At 72.5% G+C, this 18,383-nt stretch carries 15 protein-coding genes, 1 tRNA gene and 2 pseudogenes; 4 read left to right on the top strand and 14 right to left on the bottom strand.

The genetic code is table 11. The annotated features are described in order from the left end of the window. Positions 1 to 111 precede the first annotated feature (111 nt). Positions 112 to 196: transfer RNA gene (locus tag POF43_RS20270), tRNA-Tyr, on the bottom strand. Positions 197 to 401: 205 nt separating this feature from the next. Here POF43_RS20270 and POF43_RS20265 point away from each other — a divergent pair. Next, on the top strand, positions 402 to 890 hold the full coding sequence (locus POF43_RS20265; protein ID WP_271318134.1) for a YajQ family cyclic di-GMP-binding protein: 489 nt from the start codon (positions 402 to 404) through the stop codon (positions 888 to 890). Between the two features lie 258 nt (positions 891 to 1,148). Here POF43_RS20265 and POF43_RS20260 read toward each other — a convergent pair whose 3' ends face one another. From POF43_RS20260 to POF43_RS20200, 13 genes and pseudogenes are all read right to left on the bottom strand, one after another. After that, positions 1,149 to 2,099 (bottom strand): nuclease-related domain-containing protein, encoded by a 951-nt coding sequence (locus POF43_RS20260; protein WP_271325666.1) that lies wholly within the window; start codon positions 2,097 to 2,099, stop codon positions 1,149 to 1,151. Between the two features lie 211 nt (positions 2,100 to 2,310). Then, positions 2,311 to 2,703: a YccF domain-containing protein gene (locus POF43_RS20255; protein ID WP_271325665.1), complete on the bottom strand. Its 393-nt coding sequence runs from the start codon at positions 2,701 to 2,703 to the stop codon at positions 2,311 to 2,313. Then, a complete protein-coding gene (gene htpX / locus POF43_RS20250; protein WP_271315102.1) occupies positions 2,700 to 3,560 on the bottom strand; it encodes a zinc metalloprotease HtpX in 861 nt (286 codons plus the stop codon). Before htpX ends, POF43_RS20255 begins: the two co-directional genes overlap by 4 nt. A gap of 140 nt (positions 3,561 to 3,700) precedes the next feature. Then, the gene (locus tag POF43_RS20245; protein WP_271324242.1) at positions 3,701 to 5,248 is read right to left on the bottom strand and encodes an NADH-quinone oxidoreductase subunit N; all 1,548 of its coding nucleotides are present in this window, start codon (positions 5,246 to 5,248) and stop codon (positions 3,701 to 3,703) included. Continuing rightward, on the bottom strand, positions 5,248 to 6,807 hold the full coding sequence (locus POF43_RS20240; RefSeq protein ID WP_271315104.1) for a complex I subunit 4 family protein: 1,560 nt from the start codon (positions 6,805 to 6,807) through the stop codon (positions 5,248 to 5,250). Before POF43_RS20240 ends, POF43_RS20245 begins: the two co-directional genes overlap by 1 nt. Before the next feature lie 92 nt (positions 6,808 to 6,899). Beyond that, positions 6,900 to 9,116 (bottom strand): annotated as a pseudogene (locus tag POF43_RS20235) (NADH-quinone oxidoreductase subunit 5 family protein); the annotation flags it as partial. Beyond that, positions 9,113 to 9,529, bottom strand: a complete 417-nt coding sequence (gene nuoK / locus POF43_RS20230; RefSeq protein ID WP_271324244.1) for an NADH-quinone oxidoreductase subunit NuoK — start codon at positions 9,527 to 9,529, stop codon at positions 9,113 to 9,115. The pseudogene POF43_RS20235 and the gene nuoK, both read right to left, overlap by 4 nt. Further along, a complete protein-coding gene (locus POF43_RS20225) occupies positions 9,529 to 10,077 on the bottom strand; it encodes an NADH-quinone oxidoreductase subunit J family protein (protein WP_271315107.1) in 549 nt (182 codons plus the stop codon). Before POF43_RS20225 ends, nuoK begins: the two co-directional genes overlap by 1 nt. Continuing rightward, on the bottom strand, positions 10,074 to 10,796 hold the full coding sequence (locus POF43_RS20220; protein ID WP_271324245.1) for a NuoI/complex I 23 kDa subunit family protein: 723 nt from the start codon (positions 10,794 to 10,796) through the stop codon (positions 10,074 to 10,076). Before POF43_RS20220 ends, POF43_RS20225 begins: the two co-directional genes overlap by 4 nt. After that, a complete protein-coding gene (locus POF43_RS20215; protein WP_303658465.1) occupies positions 10,793 to 11,737 on the bottom strand; it encodes a complex I subunit 1/NuoH family protein in 945 nt (314 codons plus the stop codon). The genes POF43_RS20220 and POF43_RS20215 overlap by 4 nt, the downstream gene beginning before the upstream one ends. 14 nt (positions 11,738 to 11,751) lie before the next feature. Further along, positions 11,752 to 13,017 (bottom strand): NADH-quinone oxidoreductase subunit C, encoded by a 1,266-nt coding sequence (locus POF43_RS20210; protein WP_282704688.1) that lies wholly within the window; start codon positions 13,015 to 13,017, stop codon positions 11,752 to 11,754. A 230-nt stretch (positions 13,018 to 13,247) separates the two neighbouring features. After that, positions 13,248 to 13,919: pseudogene (locus POF43_RS20205) on the bottom strand (NADH-quinone oxidoreductase subunit B); the annotation flags it as partial. Then, complete coding sequence (locus tag POF43_RS20200) at positions 13,910 to 14,311, bottom strand: NADH-quinone oxidoreductase subunit A (RefSeq protein ID WP_271317011.1); 402 nt, start codon at positions 14,309 to 14,311, stop codon at positions 13,910 to 13,912. The pseudogene POF43_RS20205 and the gene POF43_RS20200, both read right to left, overlap by 10 nt. Positions 14,312 to 14,581: 270 nt before the next feature. Between POF43_RS20200 and POF43_RS20195 the strand changes: the two genes are divergently transcribed. From POF43_RS20195 to POF43_RS20185, 3 genes are all read left to right on the top strand, one after another. Next, the gene (locus tag POF43_RS20195; RefSeq protein WP_271324903.1) at positions 14,582 to 15,781 is read left to right on the top strand and encodes a sensor histidine kinase; all 1,200 of its coding nucleotides are present in this window, start codon (positions 14,582 to 14,584) and stop codon (positions 15,779 to 15,781) included. 174 nt (positions 15,782 to 15,955) lie between these two features. Continuing rightward, positions 15,956 to 17,293, top strand: coding sequence for a sensor histidine kinase (locus tag POF43_RS20190; protein ID WP_372516075.1), 1,338 nt, complete (start codon positions 15,956 to 15,958; stop codon positions 17,291 to 17,293). Positions 17,294 to 17,411: 118 nt separating this feature from the next. Further along, a complete protein-coding gene (locus tag POF43_RS20185) occupies positions 17,412 to 18,071 on the top strand; it encodes a LuxR C-terminal-related transcriptional regulator (RefSeq protein ID WP_282699129.1) in 660 nt (219 codons plus the stop codon). Positions 18,072 to 18,383 lie beyond the last annotated feature (312 nt).

The raw sequence follows: 18,383 nt of genomic DNA, 5'->3' as shown, positions 1-18,383 counted from the left end.
GTGGGATCGGGTGAGACAGACCGGGATTCCGGCCACGTACCGTCCACATGGCCCGCTCATGCCAGAAGGGCCCGCATCCAGCGTTTTCGCTGGTCACGGGCCCTTCTGATCTGGTGGCGGCGCCAGGGTTCGAACCTGGGTAGGCTGAGCCGGCAGATTTACAGTCTGCTCCCTTTGGCCACTCGGGCACACCGCCGGGGTGTCGTGGTGGGATTCGCTTGCGCGGTCTCCCTTGGCGACGACGTAACGATACCTGATCGCAGGGGGTGGTCCGCTACCCGGTTGATCAGGGTGCCGGGGGCCGGTGGTGGCTACTCTTGCGGGGACGGGCCCGGGGCCCGGGGCCGCACGGAGGACATCGCGGCGCAGCCGACGCATATGACGCAAGGAGCCAACTGAACATGGCCGACTCCAGTTTCGACATCGTCTCGAAGGTCGAGCGGCAAGAGGTCGACAACGCCCTGAACCAGGCAGGCAAGGAGATCTCGCAGCGCTACGACTTCAAGAACGTGGGCGCCTCGATCGACTGGTCGGGCGAGAAGATCGAGATGCGGGCGAACTCCGAGGAGCGGGTCAAGGCCATCCTCGACGTCTTCGAGACGAAGCTCGTCAAGCGTGGCATCTCGCTGAAGGCGCTGGACACCGGAGAGCCGCAGGCATCCGGCAAGGAGTACAAGATCGTCGCGTCGATCGAGGAGGGCATCTCCCAGGACAACGCGAAGAAGGTCGCAAAGATCATCCGCGACGAGGGGCCCAAGGGCGTCAAGGCGCAGGTGCAGGGCGACGAACTGCGTGTCTCCTCCAAGAGCCGCGACGACCTTCAGGAGGTCCAGGCCCTGCTGAAGGGCAAGGACCTCGACTTCGCCCTCCAGTACGTCAACTACCGCTGACAACGGGCCCGTTCATCACCTACTCGGTGGGGACGGCGTCCGACCCGACCCGTTCACCCCCTCTCCCAACGGCGACGTCCGGCCCGTTCAGCCCCCTGCTCGGGTCGTCGACCAACCACCGCTGACGTCAGCCGTCTCCCCGACCGCCCCCTCCGCGTGGGACCGGCCGGCTCCGCGCCCCGAAGCCCACCTCACGCCCCGAAATCCACCTCACGCCCAAGAACACCCCCTCACGCCCCGCACCCGGGACTGGCCCCCTCACGCCCCGGACCACGTCCCCCGCTCGCGGGCCGCCGCGTAGATCACTTCGGCCTGCCGCCGGCTCCAGACGCCACCCGCCCGGCCCAGCGCAGCGATCTCGCGGTGGCCGATGGCGCGCACATCCCTCAGGGACGCGACCACCGTGAGCCGGTCGGTGCCGACGAAGGCCAGCACGGGTTCGACGGGGACCTCGAAACCGCAGGCGCGGCTCAGGGCGGCTGACGCCCGGCGTGCCTCGGCGCGGGCCTTGCGGACGTACGGGTACGCCTGGCCGCCGATCTTGACCGCCTCGTCGCCCACCCAGACCTGGGCGCCGGGGTGGTGCTTCGTGTTGAACGAGAAGACGCCGCCCGGGCCGATCAGCAGATGATCGATGTCGACCCCGCGCGGCAGGGGTATCGAGTGCAGCACCCGCCAGCCGCGCCCGGCCAGCCGGTCCAGCTCGACGGCTGCCGCACGTTCACCGGCCAGCCCCTTGCGCCAGCTGTCGGCCTGCGAACGCCTGCCCAGCAGCAGGTTCAGCACGGAACGCCAGAAGCCCGGGGCGAGCTCGTCGATCTTCGCCAGCAGCGCCTCACCGGGCCGGTTGGCGGCCAGGTCGGGGTTCGGGGACGGCACCGGGCCGGCGGCGGTTCGCGCGGCGGGGACGCTCACCGGGCGCGTGGGACCGGCCGGACGCCGCGGAGCGGCCGACGGGGCCGCCGGGGTGGCGGCCGGCTGCCGTGGCGTGGCCGGTGGGCGCCGGGGTGGCGACGCCGGCGGTGCCGTGCTGGAGAGGTAGGGCGCCAGGGCGCGGACCGCCGCTTCCCGGTGCGCTTCGACCAGGACGGTGAGCCGGCCGGTGCCGCGGTCCAGCCAGGCGACCTTCTCTCCCCCGGCATCGGCATCGTTCACGTACAGCCGGTCGTGTCCGTAGCGCTTCCACGGGACCACGCGTAAGTCGGTCACGTCCGCATCACTCCTGGTGACGAAAGGCAGGGGTGGCTGATCGTATGACTGCGCGTTCGTAGGAACTGGGCCACCGGCCGACGGCCCAGGGCCCGGCCGGTGCCGGACGCGGCGTTGCGGCGGGCTTCCGCCGGCCCGTATGGCGCCGGGGCGGCGGGCGTCCGGCCGCTCCCGCCGCCGGATCACCCATGGCAACCGGGCGGCGCGCCGGCTACCGGGTGGCGAACGGGCGGTCGGTGGGGACGATCTCGCGGCCCAGCGGCATCAAGGAGAGCGGGATGAGCTTGAAGTTGGCGATGCCCAGCGGGATGCCGACGATGGTGACGCACAGCGCGACACCGGTCAGGGCGTGGCCGATGGCGAGCCAGAAGCCGGCCAGGACGAGCCAGATGACGTTGCCGATGAGGGACGCGCCGCCAGCGTCGCGGCGTTCGACCGTGGTGCGGCCGAAGGGCCACAGGGCGAAGCCCGCGATGCGGAACGCCGCTATGCCGAACGGGATGGTGACGATCAGCAGGCACATGATGAGACCGGCGACCAGGTAGCCGAGGGCCATCCACAGGCCGCACAGCACCAGCCAGATGACGTTCAGGATCGTCTTCATGGGCGATGACCTGCCATTTCTTCCAAGCGGGCGATGCGTTCGGCCATCGGGGGGTGGGTGGAGAACAGTTTCGAGGCGTCCCCCGTGCGGAACGGGTTGGCGATCATCAGATGACTGGTCGTCTCCAGGCGCGGCTCGGGCGGCAGCGGGAGGTGCCGGGTGCCCGCTTCCAGTTTCCTGAGCGCCGAGGCCAGCGCGAGCGGATCGCCGGTGAGCAGCGCGCCGGAGGCGTCGGCCTGGAACTCGCGGGAGCGGCTGACGGCGAGCTGGACGATGGAGGCGGCGAGCGGGCCCAGGAGCATGATCAACAGCAGTCCGACGATGCCGGGGCCGTCGTCGTCCTCGGAGCGGCCGATCGGGATCAGCCAGGCGAAGTTCGCCAGGAAGACCACCATGGAGGCGAGCGCGCCGGCCACCGAGGAGATCAGGATGTCGCGGTTGTGGACGTGGCTGAGCTCGTGCGCGATGACGCCGCGCAGCTCGCGGTCGTCGAGTATCCGCAGGATGCCGTCGGTGCAGCAGACGGCGGCGTGCCGCGGGCTGCGGCCGGTGGCGAACGCGTTGGGCGCCTCGGTGGGCGAGATGTAGAGCCGGGGCATCGGCCGGCGGGCGGCGGTCGACAGCTCGCGGACGATCCGGTACAGGGTGGGGGCCTCGATCTCGCTGACCGGGCGGGCGCGCATCGCGCGTAGAGCCAGCTTGTCGCTGTTCCAGTACGCGTACGCGTTGACGCCCAGCGCGAGGACCACGGCGACGATCAGCCCGGTACGGCCGAAGGTGCCGCCGATCACCACGATGATCGCGGACAGTCCTCCGAGCAGTACGGCTGTCCTGAGCCCGTTGTGCCGGCGGTGCACGGTCGTCCTCCCCAGGCGTGCGATGACGGGGTGTCTTCCAGGCTCCAGTGGAACCTTCCGTACCGGTCAACGCCATGCGGAAGTCTCCGGTTCCCCCGGCGAGGGCCGCCGGTCGCCCGGACGGGGGACGGGAGGGCGGGTCAGAAGAGGGTGCTGGTGGCGAACCGGAGGATGAGCTGGGGGGCGCCGGACAGGGCGACGCCGGTCAGCGCGGCCAGGCCGATGGCGGTGGCGAGCGGAAACGGAATCCGGGCGACGGACGGGGCCGTCAGTGTGCCGGCGCCGGAATCATCCGTGGGGGTGATCATCGGGGCGCTTTCCGGGCGGGCGAAGAGCAACCCGGTCCACCGCAGGTAGTAGTACAGGGCGATGACCACATTGACGGCCATGACGGCGGCCAGCCAGCCGAGACCGGCCTGGACGGCGCTGGTGAAGACGGCGACCTTGGCGAACAGTCCGATGATCCCCGGCGGCAGCCCGGCCAGGCACAGCAGGAAGAAGGCCAGCGCCAGCGCGGCCAGCGGCCGGGTGGCGAACAGCGCCCGGTGGTCGGCCAGCCGCGCGGAGCGCCCTCCACCGGTCACCAGGACGACGACGGCGAAGGCGCCCAGGTTGACGACCGCGTACATCAGCGCGTAACTGAGCGTGGTGCCGACGTCACGGGCGGGGTCGGCGCGGTACCCGGCGGCCGCGATCGGGACCAGCAGGTATCCGGCCTGGGCGATGGAGGACCACGCGAGCAGCCGCACCGCGGAGCGCGGGTGGCCGGGGCGCTGGCGCAGGGCGGCGACGTTGCCGGTGGTCATGGTCAGCGCCGCCAGCACGGCCAGCGCGGGCGCCCACAGGTGCGCGTACGGGCGGAAGGCGACGACCGTCAGCAGGATCAGCCCGGCGAAGCCCGCGGTCTTGCTCACCACCGACAGGTACGCGGCGACCGGCACCGGCGCGCCGGCGTAGGTGTCGGGGACCCAGAAGTGGAAGGGCGCGACGGCGAGCTTGAAGGCGAAGCCGACGAGGGTGAGCATCGCGCCGGTGCGGGCCAGCACGGTGAGCTGCCCGGTGCCGTGCGCGAGGGCGGTGGCGACGGCCGCCAGGTGCAGCGTGCCGGTGGCCGCGTACACGAAGCTCACGCCGAGCAGGCTGACGGCGGTGGCGGTCACCGAGGACAGGAAGAACTTCAGCGCCGCCTCACCGGCCAGCCGGTCGCCGCGGCGCAGCCCGACCAGGGCGAACGCGGGCAGCGAGACGACCTCCAGCGCGACGATGAGCGTGGCCAGGTCGCGGGAGGCGGGCAGCAGCGCGGCGCCGGAGGCGGAGGCCAGCAGCAGGAACCAGAACTCGCCGGCCGGCAGGCCGCGGGTGTCGCGCATCGACAGCAGCACGGTCAGCAGCGCCCCGCCGATCACCAGCAGCTGCACGACGACGGTGAAGTGGTCGGCGACGTAGGAGCACTGGGTGGGCGCGCCGGCCACGCAGAAGGTGGCGCGGTCGCCGCGCAGCAGCGGGAGCAGGGCGAGCCCGGCCAGCACCAGGCCGGCGGCGGAGATCACCCCCAGGAGTGGTTTGCGCGCCGGCGTGACGAAGAGGTCGGCGATCAGCACGGCCAGCCCGGTGACGGCGACGATCACGGGAGGTGCGATGGCGATCCAGTCGACGGACTGGACGGCCCCCGCGGCGAGGGCGGTCATCAACTGCCTCCGAGGAGGGTGCGTACGGCGGGGTCGGTCAGGCCGAGGAGGAGGGCGGGCCACAGCCCGGCGAGCACGGTGAGGGCCACCAGCGGGGTCCAGGCGGCGAGTTCGAAGCCCCGGACGTCGGTGAGCGTCACGTTTTCCGAACGTCGGTCGCCCATGCACACCCGCCGTACGACGTTGAGCAGGTACGCGGCGGTCAGCAGGGTGCCGAACGCGGCGAGGGCCAGGAACGTGAGGTATGCGGCGCGATCGAGGCCGGCGGCGGGGTGGAAGGCGCCGAACATCGCGAGCAGTTCACCCCAGAAGCCGGCCAGCCCCGGCAGGCCGAGCGAGGCGACCGCGCCGAACGCCAGCAGGCCGCCCAGGCGTGGCGCGCGGCCGTACAGGGCGGCGCCGGTGGCCCCGGACAACCGGTCGAGGTCGGTGGTGCCGTAGCGCTCCTTGACGGCACCGACCAGGAAGAACAGCAGGCCGGTGATGAGGCCGTGGGCGACGTTGGCGAACAGCGCGCCGTTGACGCCGGTCGCGGTCAGGGTGGAGATGCCGAGCAGCACGAAGCCCATGTGGCTGACGGAGGAGTAGGCGATGAGCCGTTTGAGGTCACCGCCGGTTCCCTGTCGTACCAGCGCCAGGCACGCCAGCGAGCCGTAGAGGATGCCGATGACGGCCAGGGCGCCCAGGTACGGCGCGAACAGGTGGGCGCCGCGCGGGGTGATGGGCAGCACGATACGGACGAATCCGTAGGTGCCCATCTTCAGCAGGACGCCGGCCAGCAGGACCGAACCGGTGGTGGGCGCGGCGGTGTGGGCGTCCGGCAGCCAGCTGTGCAGCGGCCACATGGGGGCCTTGACGGCGAGGCCGGCCATGATCGCGAGGGCGGCGACGATCTGGGTGCCGCGGCTGAGTCCTGAGCCGTTGTCAGTGGCGAGTGACACCATGTCGAACGTGCCCGCCCTGACGCCGATGAGGATCAGGCCGAGCAGCATGACGACCGAGCCGAGCAGGGTGTACAGGATGAAACGGAGGGCGGCGCGCTCGCGCTTCTCACCGCCCCAGCGGGCGATGAGGAAGTACATCGGGATGAGGACCATCTCGAACGCGAGGAAGAACAGGATCAGGTCGAGCGCGACGAAGGTCCCCATGGTGCCCGCTTCGAGGAGCAGCACCAGGGCGACGAACGCCTTGGGGGTCGGGCCCTCGGGGGTCTTGAAGTACGCGTGCAGGGCGCACAGGAAGGTGAGCAGGGCGGTGAGCACGACGAGCGGCAGGGAGACGCCGTCCACCCCGAGGTGGATGTGGACGCGCAGCGCGGGGATCCAGTCGAGATCGGTGGTGCCCTGCATACGGCCGGCGTGACCGTGGTCGAAGCCGACGGCGAGCACGACGGCCAGCACCAGGACGAGCCCGGTGACGACGACGCCGTGCCGCAGGACGGCCTGGTCGGGGTTGCGGCCGCGCAGCCCGGGGGGTGCGGGCAGCAGGGCGGCGAGGGCGCCGAGCAGCGGCAGCACGACGAGCGCGGCGACGAGCAGGCTCAGGACGGTGTCGTTCACGCTCACGCTCCGGCGACGAGGACGGCGACGGCGGCCAGCACCAGGGAGCCGGCCAGCAGCACGCTGAGGTAGGTCTGCACGTTGCCGGTCTGCGCGCGGCGCACCAGGGCGCCCAGGACGCGGGGTGTGCCGGCCGCGGCGCTGACGTACGTCTCGACGACCTCGCGGTCGAGGAAACGCACCAGGCTCGCGGCGGCGGTCACCGGGCGGACGAACAGCGCCGAATACACGGCGTCGAGATGGAAACCGTGGGCGGCGTGCCGGTGCAGCGGGCCCAGCAGTAGCCGGCCCGGGTCTGCGGGGTCGGCGGCGCCGGCGATGTCGCCGTAGACCACGGGGTGGGCGGCGATGGCGGCGGCCTCGGTGGCGGCGGGTTCACCGGTGGCAGCGGCCACGGCGGCGGCCTGCGCGGCCTCGATCGCCGCGGTCTCGGCCCGGGTCTCCGGCGCGGGGAGCTTCTGCGGCGCGGACGCCTTCTCCGGCGCGGTCGACGCTTCCGGCGCGGACGGCTTCTCCGGCGCGGACGACGTTTCCGGTGCGGACGCCTTCTCCGGCGCGGGCGCTCCCGCGGCTTCGGGCGGGGCGGTGTCCGGCGGCGGGGCGGCGTCGGGTGCCGGCGTGGTGTCCGGTGCTGGGGCGGCTTCCGGTGCCGGGGCTGCGGTGCCGGGGCGGGCGGTGGAGGCGGGTGCGGTGAGGGTGCCGGGCGCGGGGCCGGCGGCGACCGCGGTGAGCGGGACGGCCCGGGAGGCGGCGACGCGCCAGGCGGCGTAGGTCAGCAGCACGCCGATGAGGGCCAGGCCGGCGCCGAGGACGGCGGTGGCCAGGGTCGGGGTCAGCGCGGTGCCGTCGAACCACTTCGGCAGCGCGCCGACCGCGACGCCCAGCGCGACGGAGGGGATGGCCAGCACCCACAGCACGGTGTTCATGACGACGGGGACGCGGTGCGGTGCCGGCGCCGCGCCGCCCGAGCCGCGGAAGGCCAGCAGGAACAGCCGGGTCGCGTACGCGCCGGTGAGCGGCGCGGTCAGCAGGGCCGCGACCAGCACGGTCCAGCCGACGGCGGACGGCACACCGCCCTGGTGGCCGCCGGCGGCGTGCTCGGCGGCACGCAGGATCGATTCCTTGGAGAAGAAGCCGGACAGCGGCGGGATCGCGGCGAGCGCGGCCAGGCCGACGCCCATGGTCCACATCGCGTCCGGCACCCGGGTGCGCAGGTCGCGCATCCGGGACATCGCGGCCAGCGAGTTGGTGCCGGCCGCGTGGATGACCACGCCGGCGCCGAGGAAGAGCAGTGCCTTGAACGCGCCGTGGGTCAGCAGGTGGAAGACCGCCGAGGAACGGTTGCCGACCGCGAGGGCGCCCATCATGTAGCCGAGTTGGCCGATGGTGGAGTACGCCAGCACGCGTTTGATGTCGTCCTGGGCGAGGGCGGCCAGCGCCGATCCGATCATCGTGATGGCGGCCATCACGGCGAGGGTGGCCATCGCGGCGGCGGACAGTTCGAACAGCGGCAGCAGGCGGGCCACGAAGTAGACGCCGGCCGCGACCATGGTGGCCGCGTGGATCAGCGCGGACACCGGCGTCGGACCGGCCATGGCGTCCGGCAGCCAGGTGTGCAGCGGGAACTGCGCCGACTTCCCCGCCACTCCGGCGAGCAGCAGCAGCGCGATGAGGGTCGGGTGGTGGATCTGGCCGGCGTAGACACCGGTGAGGATGCCGTTGATCCGGAAGGTACCGGTCTCGCCGGCCAGCGCGAACAGGCCGATGAGGAACGGCACGTCGCCGAGCTTGGTGGTCAGGAACGCCTTCAGCGACGCGTCGCGCGCCTCGGACGTCTCCCAGTAGTGGCCGACCAGGAAGTACGAGCAGATGCCCATGACCTCCCAGCCCACCAGCAGCATGATCAGATCACCGGAGTAGACGACCGTCAGCATGGCGGCGGTGAACAGCGAGACCATCGCGCTGTAGGAGGCGTAGCGCGGGTCGTCGCGCAGGTAGCCGGTGGAGTAGATCTGCACGCAGGTGGCGACCAGGCCGACCAGGACGGCGATGAGCACGGAGAAGCCGTCGAGGTGCAGCGCGAGGTCGATCGGCACCGAGCCGGTCGGGGTCAGCCGCATGCCGGCGTCGGTGGCCGGGCCGGTGCCCTGGCGGACCGCCACCACGACCGTGAGCGCGAACGCGGCCAGCGTGGGCAGTACGGCCAGCGGCCGGACGAACGCGGGCGCGCTCCGCCCGCTGACCAGGACGACGACGGCCGCGAGGAACGGCAGGAGGGGTGCGAGGACGGCGAGGCTGGTCAGGGTCACGCGGTCTGCCCCCCGGCGGGAAGTGCCTGGTCGGTGGCGCTTTCGACGGAATTGTCAGTGGTGGGTGCCATGCTGGCGGAGCCGGAGTCGAAGCCGGGTTCCGTACCGGTGTCGGTGAGGTCGGTCAGCTTGTCCACGTCCGCTGTCCCACGGTTGCGATGGACGAGCAGCACGATCGACAGCCCGATGCCGATCTCGGCGGCGGCGATGGTGATGGTGAACAGCGTGAGCGCCTGACCCGCGTGCAGGGTGTCGCGGAGCCAGACGTCGAACGCGACGAGGTTGAGGTTGACGGCGTTGAGCATCAGCTCGACGGACATCAGGACGAGGATCGCGTTGCGCCGGGCGAGCACCCCGTACAGGCCGACGCAGAACAGGAGGACGGCGAGGACTGCCGGATAGGCGAGGTGCATCAGCGCTCCCTGCTGTCGCGCCGGGAAAGGACGATCGCGCCGACGAGCGCGGCGAGCAGCAGGACGGACAGTGCCTCGAACGGCAGCACCCACTGCCGGAAGAGGAATTCGCCGGTCACCTCGGTCGACCCCTGGGCGGCGCCGCCCAGGGAGACCCAGGTCGAGCGGAACGCGTCCACCACGACCCACACCAGGGTCGCGGCGGCCAGGACCGCCACGGCGAGCGCGGTCCAGCGGTTGTCCGAATCGGCGTCCGGGGAACGCCCGATGGGCGCCTTGGTCATCATCAGCCCGAACAACAGGAGGACGACGACGGAACCGACATAGATCAGCACCTGCACCCACGCGATGAACTCGGCGGTGAGCAGCAGGTATTCGACGGCCAGCCCACCGAGCGCGACGACCAGCCAGAGCGCCGCGTGCACCAACTGCTTGGTGGTGACGGTGACCAGGGCCGCGCCGAGGGTGATCAGTCCGACGAGCACGAAGGTGATCTCCACCCCGGTCGGCGACAGGAATCCGGGATGCGAGGCGACGGCGAGGTTCACGGCCGCTCACCACCCTTGTCGTCCTTGGGGCCCTTGTCGTCCTTGGGCTCCGTCGCGTCCTTGGCGGCCGTCGCGTCCTTGGGGTCCGTCGCGTCCTTGGTGTTCGCGTCCGTCGCGGCCGTCGCGCCCTTGGCGGGCTGGGCGGCTGAAGCGGGCTGGGCGGCCGGAGCGGGTGGGGCCTGCACCGCGACCCGTGCCTCCGCGGCGAGCTTGTCGACGGACTTGCGGGCGGCGGCGAGTTCCTTGGGCTCCTCGGCGGCCGGGTCGAGGGCCGGCGGGGGCGGGACGGTCCACATCCACTCGCGCAGGGTGTCGCGCTCGTGGGTGAGTTCGCGGATGTCGGTCTCCGCGTACTCGAACTCCGGTGACCAGAACAGCGCGTCGAAAGGACAGACCTCGATGCAGATACCGCAGTACATGCAGAGCGAGAAGTCGATGGCGAAGCGGTCGAGGACGTTGCGGCTGCGCTCGCGGCCCCCGGGGGCGGCGGCCGGCGTCGTCTCCTTGTGGGAGTCGATGTAGATGCACCAGTCGGGGCATTCGCGGGCGCAGAGCATGCAGACGGTGCAGTTCTCCTCGAACAGCCCGATGACGCCGCGCGAGCGGGGCGGCAGTTCGGGCAGGGTCTCGGGGTACTGCTGGGTGACCGTCCTGCGGGTCATCGTCCGCAGGGTGACGGCAAGGCCCTTGGCCAGGCCGTGACCGGGGATGGGACTCATGAGATCACCACCTTGACGATGCCGGTGAGCGCGATCTGGAGAAGGGAGAGAGGGATGAGCACCGTCCAGGCGAACTTCTGCAACTGGTCCTCGCGCAGCCGGGGGTAGCTGACCCGCAGCCAGATGACGACGAACGCCAGCAGGCCGGTCTTGACCAGCGTCCACAGCCAGCCGACGCTGCCGGACCACGGTCCGTGCCAGCCGCCGAGGTAGAGCACGCTGGTCAGCGCGCACAGCACGACGATGCCGGCGTACTCGGCGAGCAGGAACAGCGCGAACCGCAGGCCGGTGTACTCGGTGTAGGCGCCGAAGATGATCTCGGAGTCGGCCACCGGCATGTCGAACGGCGGCCGTTGGAGCTCGGCGAGCCCGGCGGTGAAGAACACCAGGCCGCCGACGAGCTGCCACGGGATCCACCACCAGTGGAACGCCGACAGCAGACCGGGCAGCGACACCGTGCCGGCGGCCATCGCGACGGAGGCGGCGGCCAGCAGCATGGGGAGTTCGTACGCCATCAACTGCGCGGCGCTGCGCAGCGCTCCCAGCAGGGAGAACTTGTTGGCGGACGCCCAGCCGGCCATCAGCGAACCGAGCACGCCGACGCCCATCATCGCCAGGACGAAGAACAGCCCGGCGTCGACCGTCGCGCCGACGAAGCCGTGCGGGCCGACCGGGATCGCGATCAGCACTACGAGGTACGGCAACAGGGCGACCACGGGCGCCAGTTGGAAGACCCGGCGATCGGCGCCGGTGGGCACGATGTCTTCCTTCTGGACGAACTTGACGCCGTCGGCGACGAGTTGGGCCCAGCCGTGGAAACCGCCGGCGTACATCGGCCCGAGCCGGCCCTGCATGTGGGCCATCACCTTGTGCTCGGCCTGCCCGACGGTGAGCGGCAGCACCATGAAGACGACGAGCACGCCGACCGCGCGCAGCACCATGTCGAGGGTGGGGTTCACCGCTCCTCGCCTTCGTTCTCACCGCGCGGGGCGTCACCGGAGGGGGGTTGCTCCGCGGGTTCAGCAGGTTCCGCCGGTTCAGCGGATTCACCGGTGGCGGGGCCGGCCGGCGCGGCGGGCTGCTCCGACGCGGGGGTCTGCTCACCGGGGGCACCGGGTTTAGCAGGTTCACCGGGCGCGGGCTCGGTCGGCGTCGGGTCGGCCTGCGTGGCCGGCGGGTCGGCTTCCGTGGCCCAGGGGGCGTTGTCGGTGCGGCGGCGCGGGCGTTCTGCCTTCGGCTCGACCGGGGCTGACGTCTTCCGCCCGGCCGGCTCCGCCTCCGTCCTCGGCTCCACGGCTGACGTCTTCCGCCTGGCCGGCTCCGCCTCCGACTTCGGCTCCACGGCCTCCGTCTTCGGCTCCACCGCCGGGGCCTCCGCCTCCCCCTTCCGCTCCACCGGCTCCGCCTCCCCCTTCGGCTCCACCGGCTCCACCAGCGGCGCCGGCGGGCGCTGGCTGGCGCTGCCCTCGGTGACGCTGCGGGAGCGGCGGGCGGGTCGGTCGGTGGCGGGGCGCGGGGGACGGGGCGTGCCGGTGTCCGTCGTGGCGCCGGCGGCCTCGCCGGGGGCGGGCGCCTCCGTTGTCCGGGCCGGGCGGGCGGGGCGGGCGGTGGCGCGGGCCGGGCGGGCCGGGGCCGGGGGGAGCTGGCCCTTGAGGGGGCCCCAGTCGTTGGGGTCGGGGACGCCGGGCGGCAGCATCTGGCGGCGCTTGGTACCGGCGTGGTCGGCGGAGGACTCGCCGGGTTCCTTGGCGCCGGGCCATGCCTTGGCGACCCGGGCGGCGAGCACGAAGTCCTTGCGGAGCGGGTGCCCCTCGAAGTTCTCCGGCAGGAGCAGCGGGACGAGGTGCGGGTGGCCGGCGAAGACGACGCCGAACATCTCGTGGGTCTCGCGCTCGTGCCAGGCGGCACCGGCGAACACCCCGACGGCGGTGGGGAGTTCGGGCTTGTCGTGCGGGACGGTGGTGCGGATCACCAGGTGCCGCACGCCACCGCGGCCGGCGTCGGCGAGGTGGGCGCAGACCTGGAAGCCGGTGCCGGGCTCGTCGACGGCGCTGAGCCAGTCGAAGTAGTCGCAGCGCAGGGTGTCGCGTGCGGTGCGCAGCGCGTCGAGCCAGGCGGCGGGGGGCACGTCGACGGTGAGCAGGCCGTAGGCCTCCGCCGCGGTGGCACCGGCGCCGAACAGCTCGGCGGCGTCCTGCGGCAGCCGGTCGAAGTCGGTCACCGGCGCTCCTCCCCCGGCTTGCCCGGCTTCGACCTCGGCTGATCCGGCGTCGCCGCCGGCCCGTCCGGCGTAGACCTCGGTCCGTCCAACGTTGCCCTCGCCTCGTCCGGCGTCACGTCCGAGCCACCCGGCGCCACCGCCGAGCCGTCCGGAGTCACCGCCGAGCCACCCGGCGCCACCGCCGAGCCGTCCGGAGTCACCGCCGAGCCACCCGGCGCCACCGCCGGCCCGTCCGGCGTCGCCGCCGGTGCCCCCGCCGCTCCCGGAGCCGGCGGAGCCGCTACCAGGCCGCTGCCGAGCGCCGCGGCCGACGGGCCGGGGCCGGCCGGGGAACCGTAGCGGTCGCCGAGGGACTCGCGGGCGATCTTCTCCTGGAGCTTGAGGATGCCCTGGAGCAGGGCCTCCGGGCGCGGCGGGCAGCCGGGGACGTAGACGTCGACCGGGATGATCTGGTCGACGCCCTTGGTGACCGCGTAGGAGTCCCAGTAGGGGCCGCCGCAGTTGGAGCAGGCGCCGAAGGAGATGACGTACTTCGGCTCGGGCATCTGCTCGTAGAGCCGCTTGACGGCCGGGGCCATCTTGTCGGTCACGGTGCCCGAGACGATCATCAGGTCGGCCTGCCGGGGGCCGGGGGCGAACGGGATGACGCCGAGCCGGATGAAGTCGTGCCGGGCCATGGAGGCGGCGATGAACTCGATGGCGCAGCAGGCGAGTCCGAAGTTGAAGACCCACAGGCTGTAGCGGCGGCCCCAGTTGAGGACCACCTTCATCGGTTCGGGGGCGAGCCGGGCCAGGGTGCCGAGCCGTCTGGGCTCCGGCAGGAAGGTCGGCTGCGGCTCGGTGGCCGGCTGCGGGTCGGCGGAGGCGGGCACAGGCCCGCCCGCCGGATCGGTCACGCCCATTCCAGGACGCCCTTCTTCCATGCGTAGAGCAGACCGACGGCGAGGAAGCCGAGGAAGACGAACATCTCGACCAGGGTGCTGCCGCCGAAGCCCGGGGCGGCGAAGACCGTCGCCCACGGGAAGAGGTAGATCGCGTCCACCGCGAAGATCACGTACAGGAACGAGTACACGTAGTAGCGGATCTGGGTGTGCGCCCAGCCGTCGCCCACCGGGTCGACTCCGCATTCGTAGGTGAGCATCTTCTCGCGGGTGGGCACCATCGGCCTCAGCAGGTGCCCGGTCGTGAACGCCACGGTCACGAACAGCACACCGACGACCGCGACCAGACCCACCAACGAGTAGGTGTGGAAGTAGCCCGCCGCGCTGATGGTCGGCACGGTCGACTCCGGCACGTACACCCCTCATCCGTTCGCGTTCGTCCAACCGGGTCCAGTGAGCTGGGCGAATCTTTAGACGATCTGTACGCACCGGAGTCTAAAGCCTGTACTGCCGGGTCACGGAAGGGGGAACCGCCCACCGGACCGGGCGGTTCCCAGTTCCCGCACGGCGAACACGGTGTCACGGGTCCGTACACCTCGCGTCAACGACTGGGGATAACCCCACCCTCGTCCACCGACCCTCCCCATGGCGGGACAGGTCGGGGGACGGGCAGGGTGGTCGTCATGAGCACCCCTGCCAGCGGCACGCCGCAGCATCCGGACGGCGAAGCCGACGATCCTCTGCCGCCCGTGCGGGCCACGTTCGCCAAGGAGACGTGGAAGGAGGTCGCGCACCTGCTGACCAACTTCCCCGTCGACGTGTTCGGCTTCGTCTACGTGGTGGTCACGCTGGCGCTCGGCACCGGCCTGGCGGTGACCGTGATCGGGCTGCCGCTGCTGGCGCTCGGCCTGTCGGGCTGCCGGCTGGCGGGCCGGCTGGAACGGCGGCGGGTACGCGCGCTGCTGGGCGTGCGGATCGGCGAACCGCGCCGGCTGCGGATGGACCGGCTGGGGTTCTTCGGCTGGCTGTGGGCGGCGGTGAAGGACCCGGTGGCCTGGCGGCACGCGCTGTACTTCTTCGTCCGGCTGCCGTGGGGCATCGTGACGTTCACCGTGACGCTGGTGATGCTGTTCGTCGGCTGGCCGCTGCTGCCGTGGGTGGCGCGCGGGATGGCCAACGCGGACCGGGCGATGGCCCGCGGGCTGCTGTCGCCGTCGGACGAGCTGGAGCGGCGGATCGCGGAGCTGGAGTCGGACCGCGGGATCGTGGTGGACACCGCGGCGGCCGACCTGCGCCGCATCGAACGCGACCTGCACGACGGCGCCCAGGCCCGCCTGGTCGCCCTCGCCATGGACCTCGGCCTCGCCAAGGAAAAACTCCTCGAAGACCCCGAAACCGCCGCCCGCATGGTCGGCGACGCCCACGGCGAGGTCAAACTCGCCCTCGCCGAACTGCGCGACCTCGCCCGCGGCATCCACCCCGCCGTCCTCACCGACCGCGGCCTCGACGCCGCCCTGTCCTCCATCGCCGCCCGCTGCACCGTACCGGTCCGGGTGGTCGCCGACCTGCCCGGCCGGCCGGCCGCCGCCATCGAGGGCATCGCGTACTTCACCGCCTCGGAACTGCTGACCAACGTCAGCAAGCACAGCGGTGCGAGGTCGGCGTCGGTCGACGTCTGGCGGTCCGACGACCGGCTGATGCTCCAGGTCCGCGACGACGGCCGCGGCGGCGCCTCACCCGACGCCGGCAGCGGACTGGCCGGACTCGCCGAACGCCTCGACGCGGTCGACGGCGTCCTGGTCGTCGACTCACCGCTCGGCGGCCCCACCGTGGTCACCGCCGAACTCCCGTGGCGCGAGCGCGAGTTCGACCACCACGGATGACGTTGCGACGACCACCACGTATGACGATGCGAACGCTTCGTCCAGCACGGATGACCATCCGAACGGTTCGACCACCACGGATGACCGCCGACGAGCCGACCGCCACGCGGACGTTCCGGCGGTTCGACCACCACGTATGACGATCCGACAACCCGAGGGGACAGGGGTACGACGATGACCGGGGCGACGATGAGCGGGTACGACCGCACGGCCGCCCGTGAGGGGCGCGGCCGGAGGATTCCGGAGGTGGTGCGCGCGCCGCTGGGCGGGCGGATGTGGCGGGAGATGCTGTACGTCCTGCTGGGGCTGCCGATCGCGATCGCGTGCTTCGTCTACGTGGTGGCCGCGCTGTCGGTGGGCGCCGGTCTGATGATCACGTTCATCGGCGTCCCGTTGCTGGCGGGCGCGCTGTACGGCTGCCGGGCGATCGGGGTGGTGGAACGGGCCAGGGCGCGGGCGCTGCTGCGGGTGGACGTGGCCGGTCCCGAGCCGGTGCGGTTCGGGCGGCCGGGGCCGGTGGGGTGGATCGGCGGCCAGCTGAAGTCGGGGCCGTCGTGGCGGCACGCGCTGTACGCGGTGCTGGCGTTCCCGTGGAGCCTGTTCACGTTCTGCGTGGTCGTGCCGCTGTGGTCGGCCGGCTGGTCGATGCTGGCGTACCCGGCGTACCGCTGGGTCTTCCCCGCGTACGCCGGTGAGCCGGGGTTGCAGGTCTACGGCGACGGGCACGGCGGCGGCTGGTACCTGTCGTCGTGGTTCGAGGTGCTGTCGACCGCGGTCGTGGGACTGGTGCTGGTGCTGCTGACGCCGTGGGTGGTGCGGGGGCTGACGGGCGTGGACCGGCTGCTGGTGACCGGGCTGCTGGGGCCGTCGCGGCTGGCGACGCGCGTGACGGAGCTGGAGTCGGACCGCGGGATCGTGGTGGACACCGCGGCGGCCGACCTGCGCCGCATCGAACGCGACCTGCACGACGGCGCCCAGGCCCGCCTGGTCGCCCTCGCCATGGACCTCGGCCTCGCCAAGGAAAAACTCCTCGAAGACCCCGAAACCGCCGCCCGCATGGTCGGCGACGCCCACGGCGAGGTCAAACTCGCCCTCGCCGAACTGCGCGACCTCGCCCGCGGCATCCACCCCGCCGTCCTCACCGACCGCGGCCTCGACGCCGCCCTGTCCTCCATCGCCGCCCGCTGCACCGTACCGGTGGACGTCCTGGTGGAACTGCCGCGCCGTCCGGTGCCGGCGATCGAGGGCATCGCGTACTTCACGGTCTGCGAGCTGCTGGCCAACGTCAGCAAGCACAGCGGTGCGACGCGGGCCGGGGTGGAGGTGTGGCGGTCCGGCGACCGGCTGATGCTCCAGGTCCGCGACGACGGCCGCGGCGGCGCCTCACCCGACGCCGGCAGCGGACTGGCCGGACTCGCCGAACGCCTCGACGCGGTCGACGGCCTGCTGGTGGTCGACTCACCGGCCGGCGGTCCGACCCGGATCACCGCGGAGTTGCCGTGGCGGGTGTGAGGCCCGTTCGGCGGGAGCGCGGCGGGGAGCGTCCGGTTGCTGCGATGCTGGGGGCCGACGGGAGGCCCGACGGGTCCCGACCGAGGCGACGTGGGGGAAACGAGTCGTGGTGGACAGCGTGCGCGTGGTGATCGCCGAGGACTCGGTCCTGCTGCGGGACGGCCTGACCCGGCTGCTGACCGACCGGGGCCACGAGGTGGTCGCCGGGGTCGGTGACGCGGAGGCGCTGCTGGCGGAGATCGAGCGGCTGGCGGCGGCCGGCGAGCTGCCCGACGTGGTGGTGGCCGACGTGCGCATGCCGCCGACCCACACCGACGAAGGGGTGCGGGCCGCGGTGCGGCTGCGCAAGGACCACCCCGCGCTGGGCGTCCTGGTGCTGTCGCAGTACGTCGAGGAGCGGTACGCGACCGAACTGCTGGCGGGGTCCAGCCGCGGCGTCGGGTACCTGCTGAAGGACCGGGTCGCCGACGTGCGCGAGTTCGTCGACGCGGTCGTACGGGTCGCGGCCGGCGGCACCGCGCTGGACCCGGAGGTGGTCGCCCAGCTGCTGGGCCGCAGCCGCAAGCAGGACGTGCTGGCCGGTCTGACGCCGCGCGAGCGCGAGGTGCTGGGGCTGATGGCGGAGGGCCGGACGAATTCGGCGGTCGCCCGGCAGCTCGTGGTCTCCGACGGCGCGGTGGAGAAGCACGTCAGCAACATCTTCCTCAAGCTGGGCCTGGCCCCCAGCGTCGGCGACCACCGCCGGGTCCTCGCCGTACTGCGGTATCTCAACTCCTGACCGGGCCGAGGTCCGCGTGCGGGTGCGCGCGCTCTCCGGCGGGGGCCGGGCGGCTCGCGTCCGCGTCCGCGTCTGCCTCGCGGCGCGGCCGGGCGACTTGCGCACCGGCCTTCGGGCGGAGGTGGGCCGGCTCGCGTCCGCGTGGGCGTGCGCCTTCCGGCGGGGGGTGGGCCGGTTCGCGTCCGCCTTCCGGCGGGGCCGGGCCGGCTCGGGTCTGCTGATCGGCCCGGCGCCCGTCCGATTTTCCGACCGCATCGGCGACCGCTCCCGCCTGCTTCGGCCACCACTCCCCCAGGCTCCCCTCCGCCCCCC

The sequence above is a fragment of the Streptantibioticus silvisoli genome, from assembly GCF_027947535.2.
In the GTDB taxonomy this organism is placed as follows: domain Bacteria; phylum Actinomycetota; class Actinomycetes; order Streptomycetales; family Streptomycetaceae; genus Streptantibioticus_C; species Streptantibioticus_C silvisoli.
This window is presented reverse-complemented; position numbering and strand designations above follow the sequence as displayed.

Excerpts from the sequence above, each read along its gene's own strand:
- POF43_RS20195 (WP_271324903.1), top strand. The coding sequence starts at position 14,582 with ATGAGCACCCCTGCCAGCGGCACGCCGCAGCATCCGGACGGCGAAGCC.
- POF43_RS20265 (WP_271318134.1), top strand. The coding sequence starts at position 402 with ATGGCCGACTCCAGTTTCGACATCGTCTCGAAGGTCGAGCGGCAAGAG.
- POF43_RS20255 (WP_271325665.1), bottom strand. The coding sequence starts at position 2,703 with ATGAAGACGATCCTGAACGTCATCTGGCTGGTGCTGTGCGGCCTGTGG.
- POF43_RS20245 (WP_271324242.1), bottom strand. The coding sequence starts at position 5,248 with ATGACCGCCCTCGCCGCGGGGGCCGTCCAGTCCGTCGACTGGATCGCC.
- POF43_RS20190 (WP_372516075.1), top strand. The coding sequence starts at position 15,956 with ATGACCGGGGCGACGATGAGCGGGTACGACCGCACGGCCGCCCGTGAG.
- POF43_RS20215 (WP_303658465.1), bottom strand. The coding sequence starts at position 11,737 with ATGGTGCTGCGCGCGGTCGGCGTGCTCGTCGTCTTCATGGTGCTGCCG.
- nuoK (WP_271324244.1), bottom strand. The coding sequence starts at position 9,529 with ATGCACCTCGCCTATCCGGCAGTCCTCGCCGTCCTCCTGTTCTGCGTC.
- POF43_RS20220 (WP_271324245.1), bottom strand. The coding sequence starts at position 10,796 with ATGAGTCCCATCCCCGGTCACGGCCTGGCCAAGGGCCTTGCCGTCACC.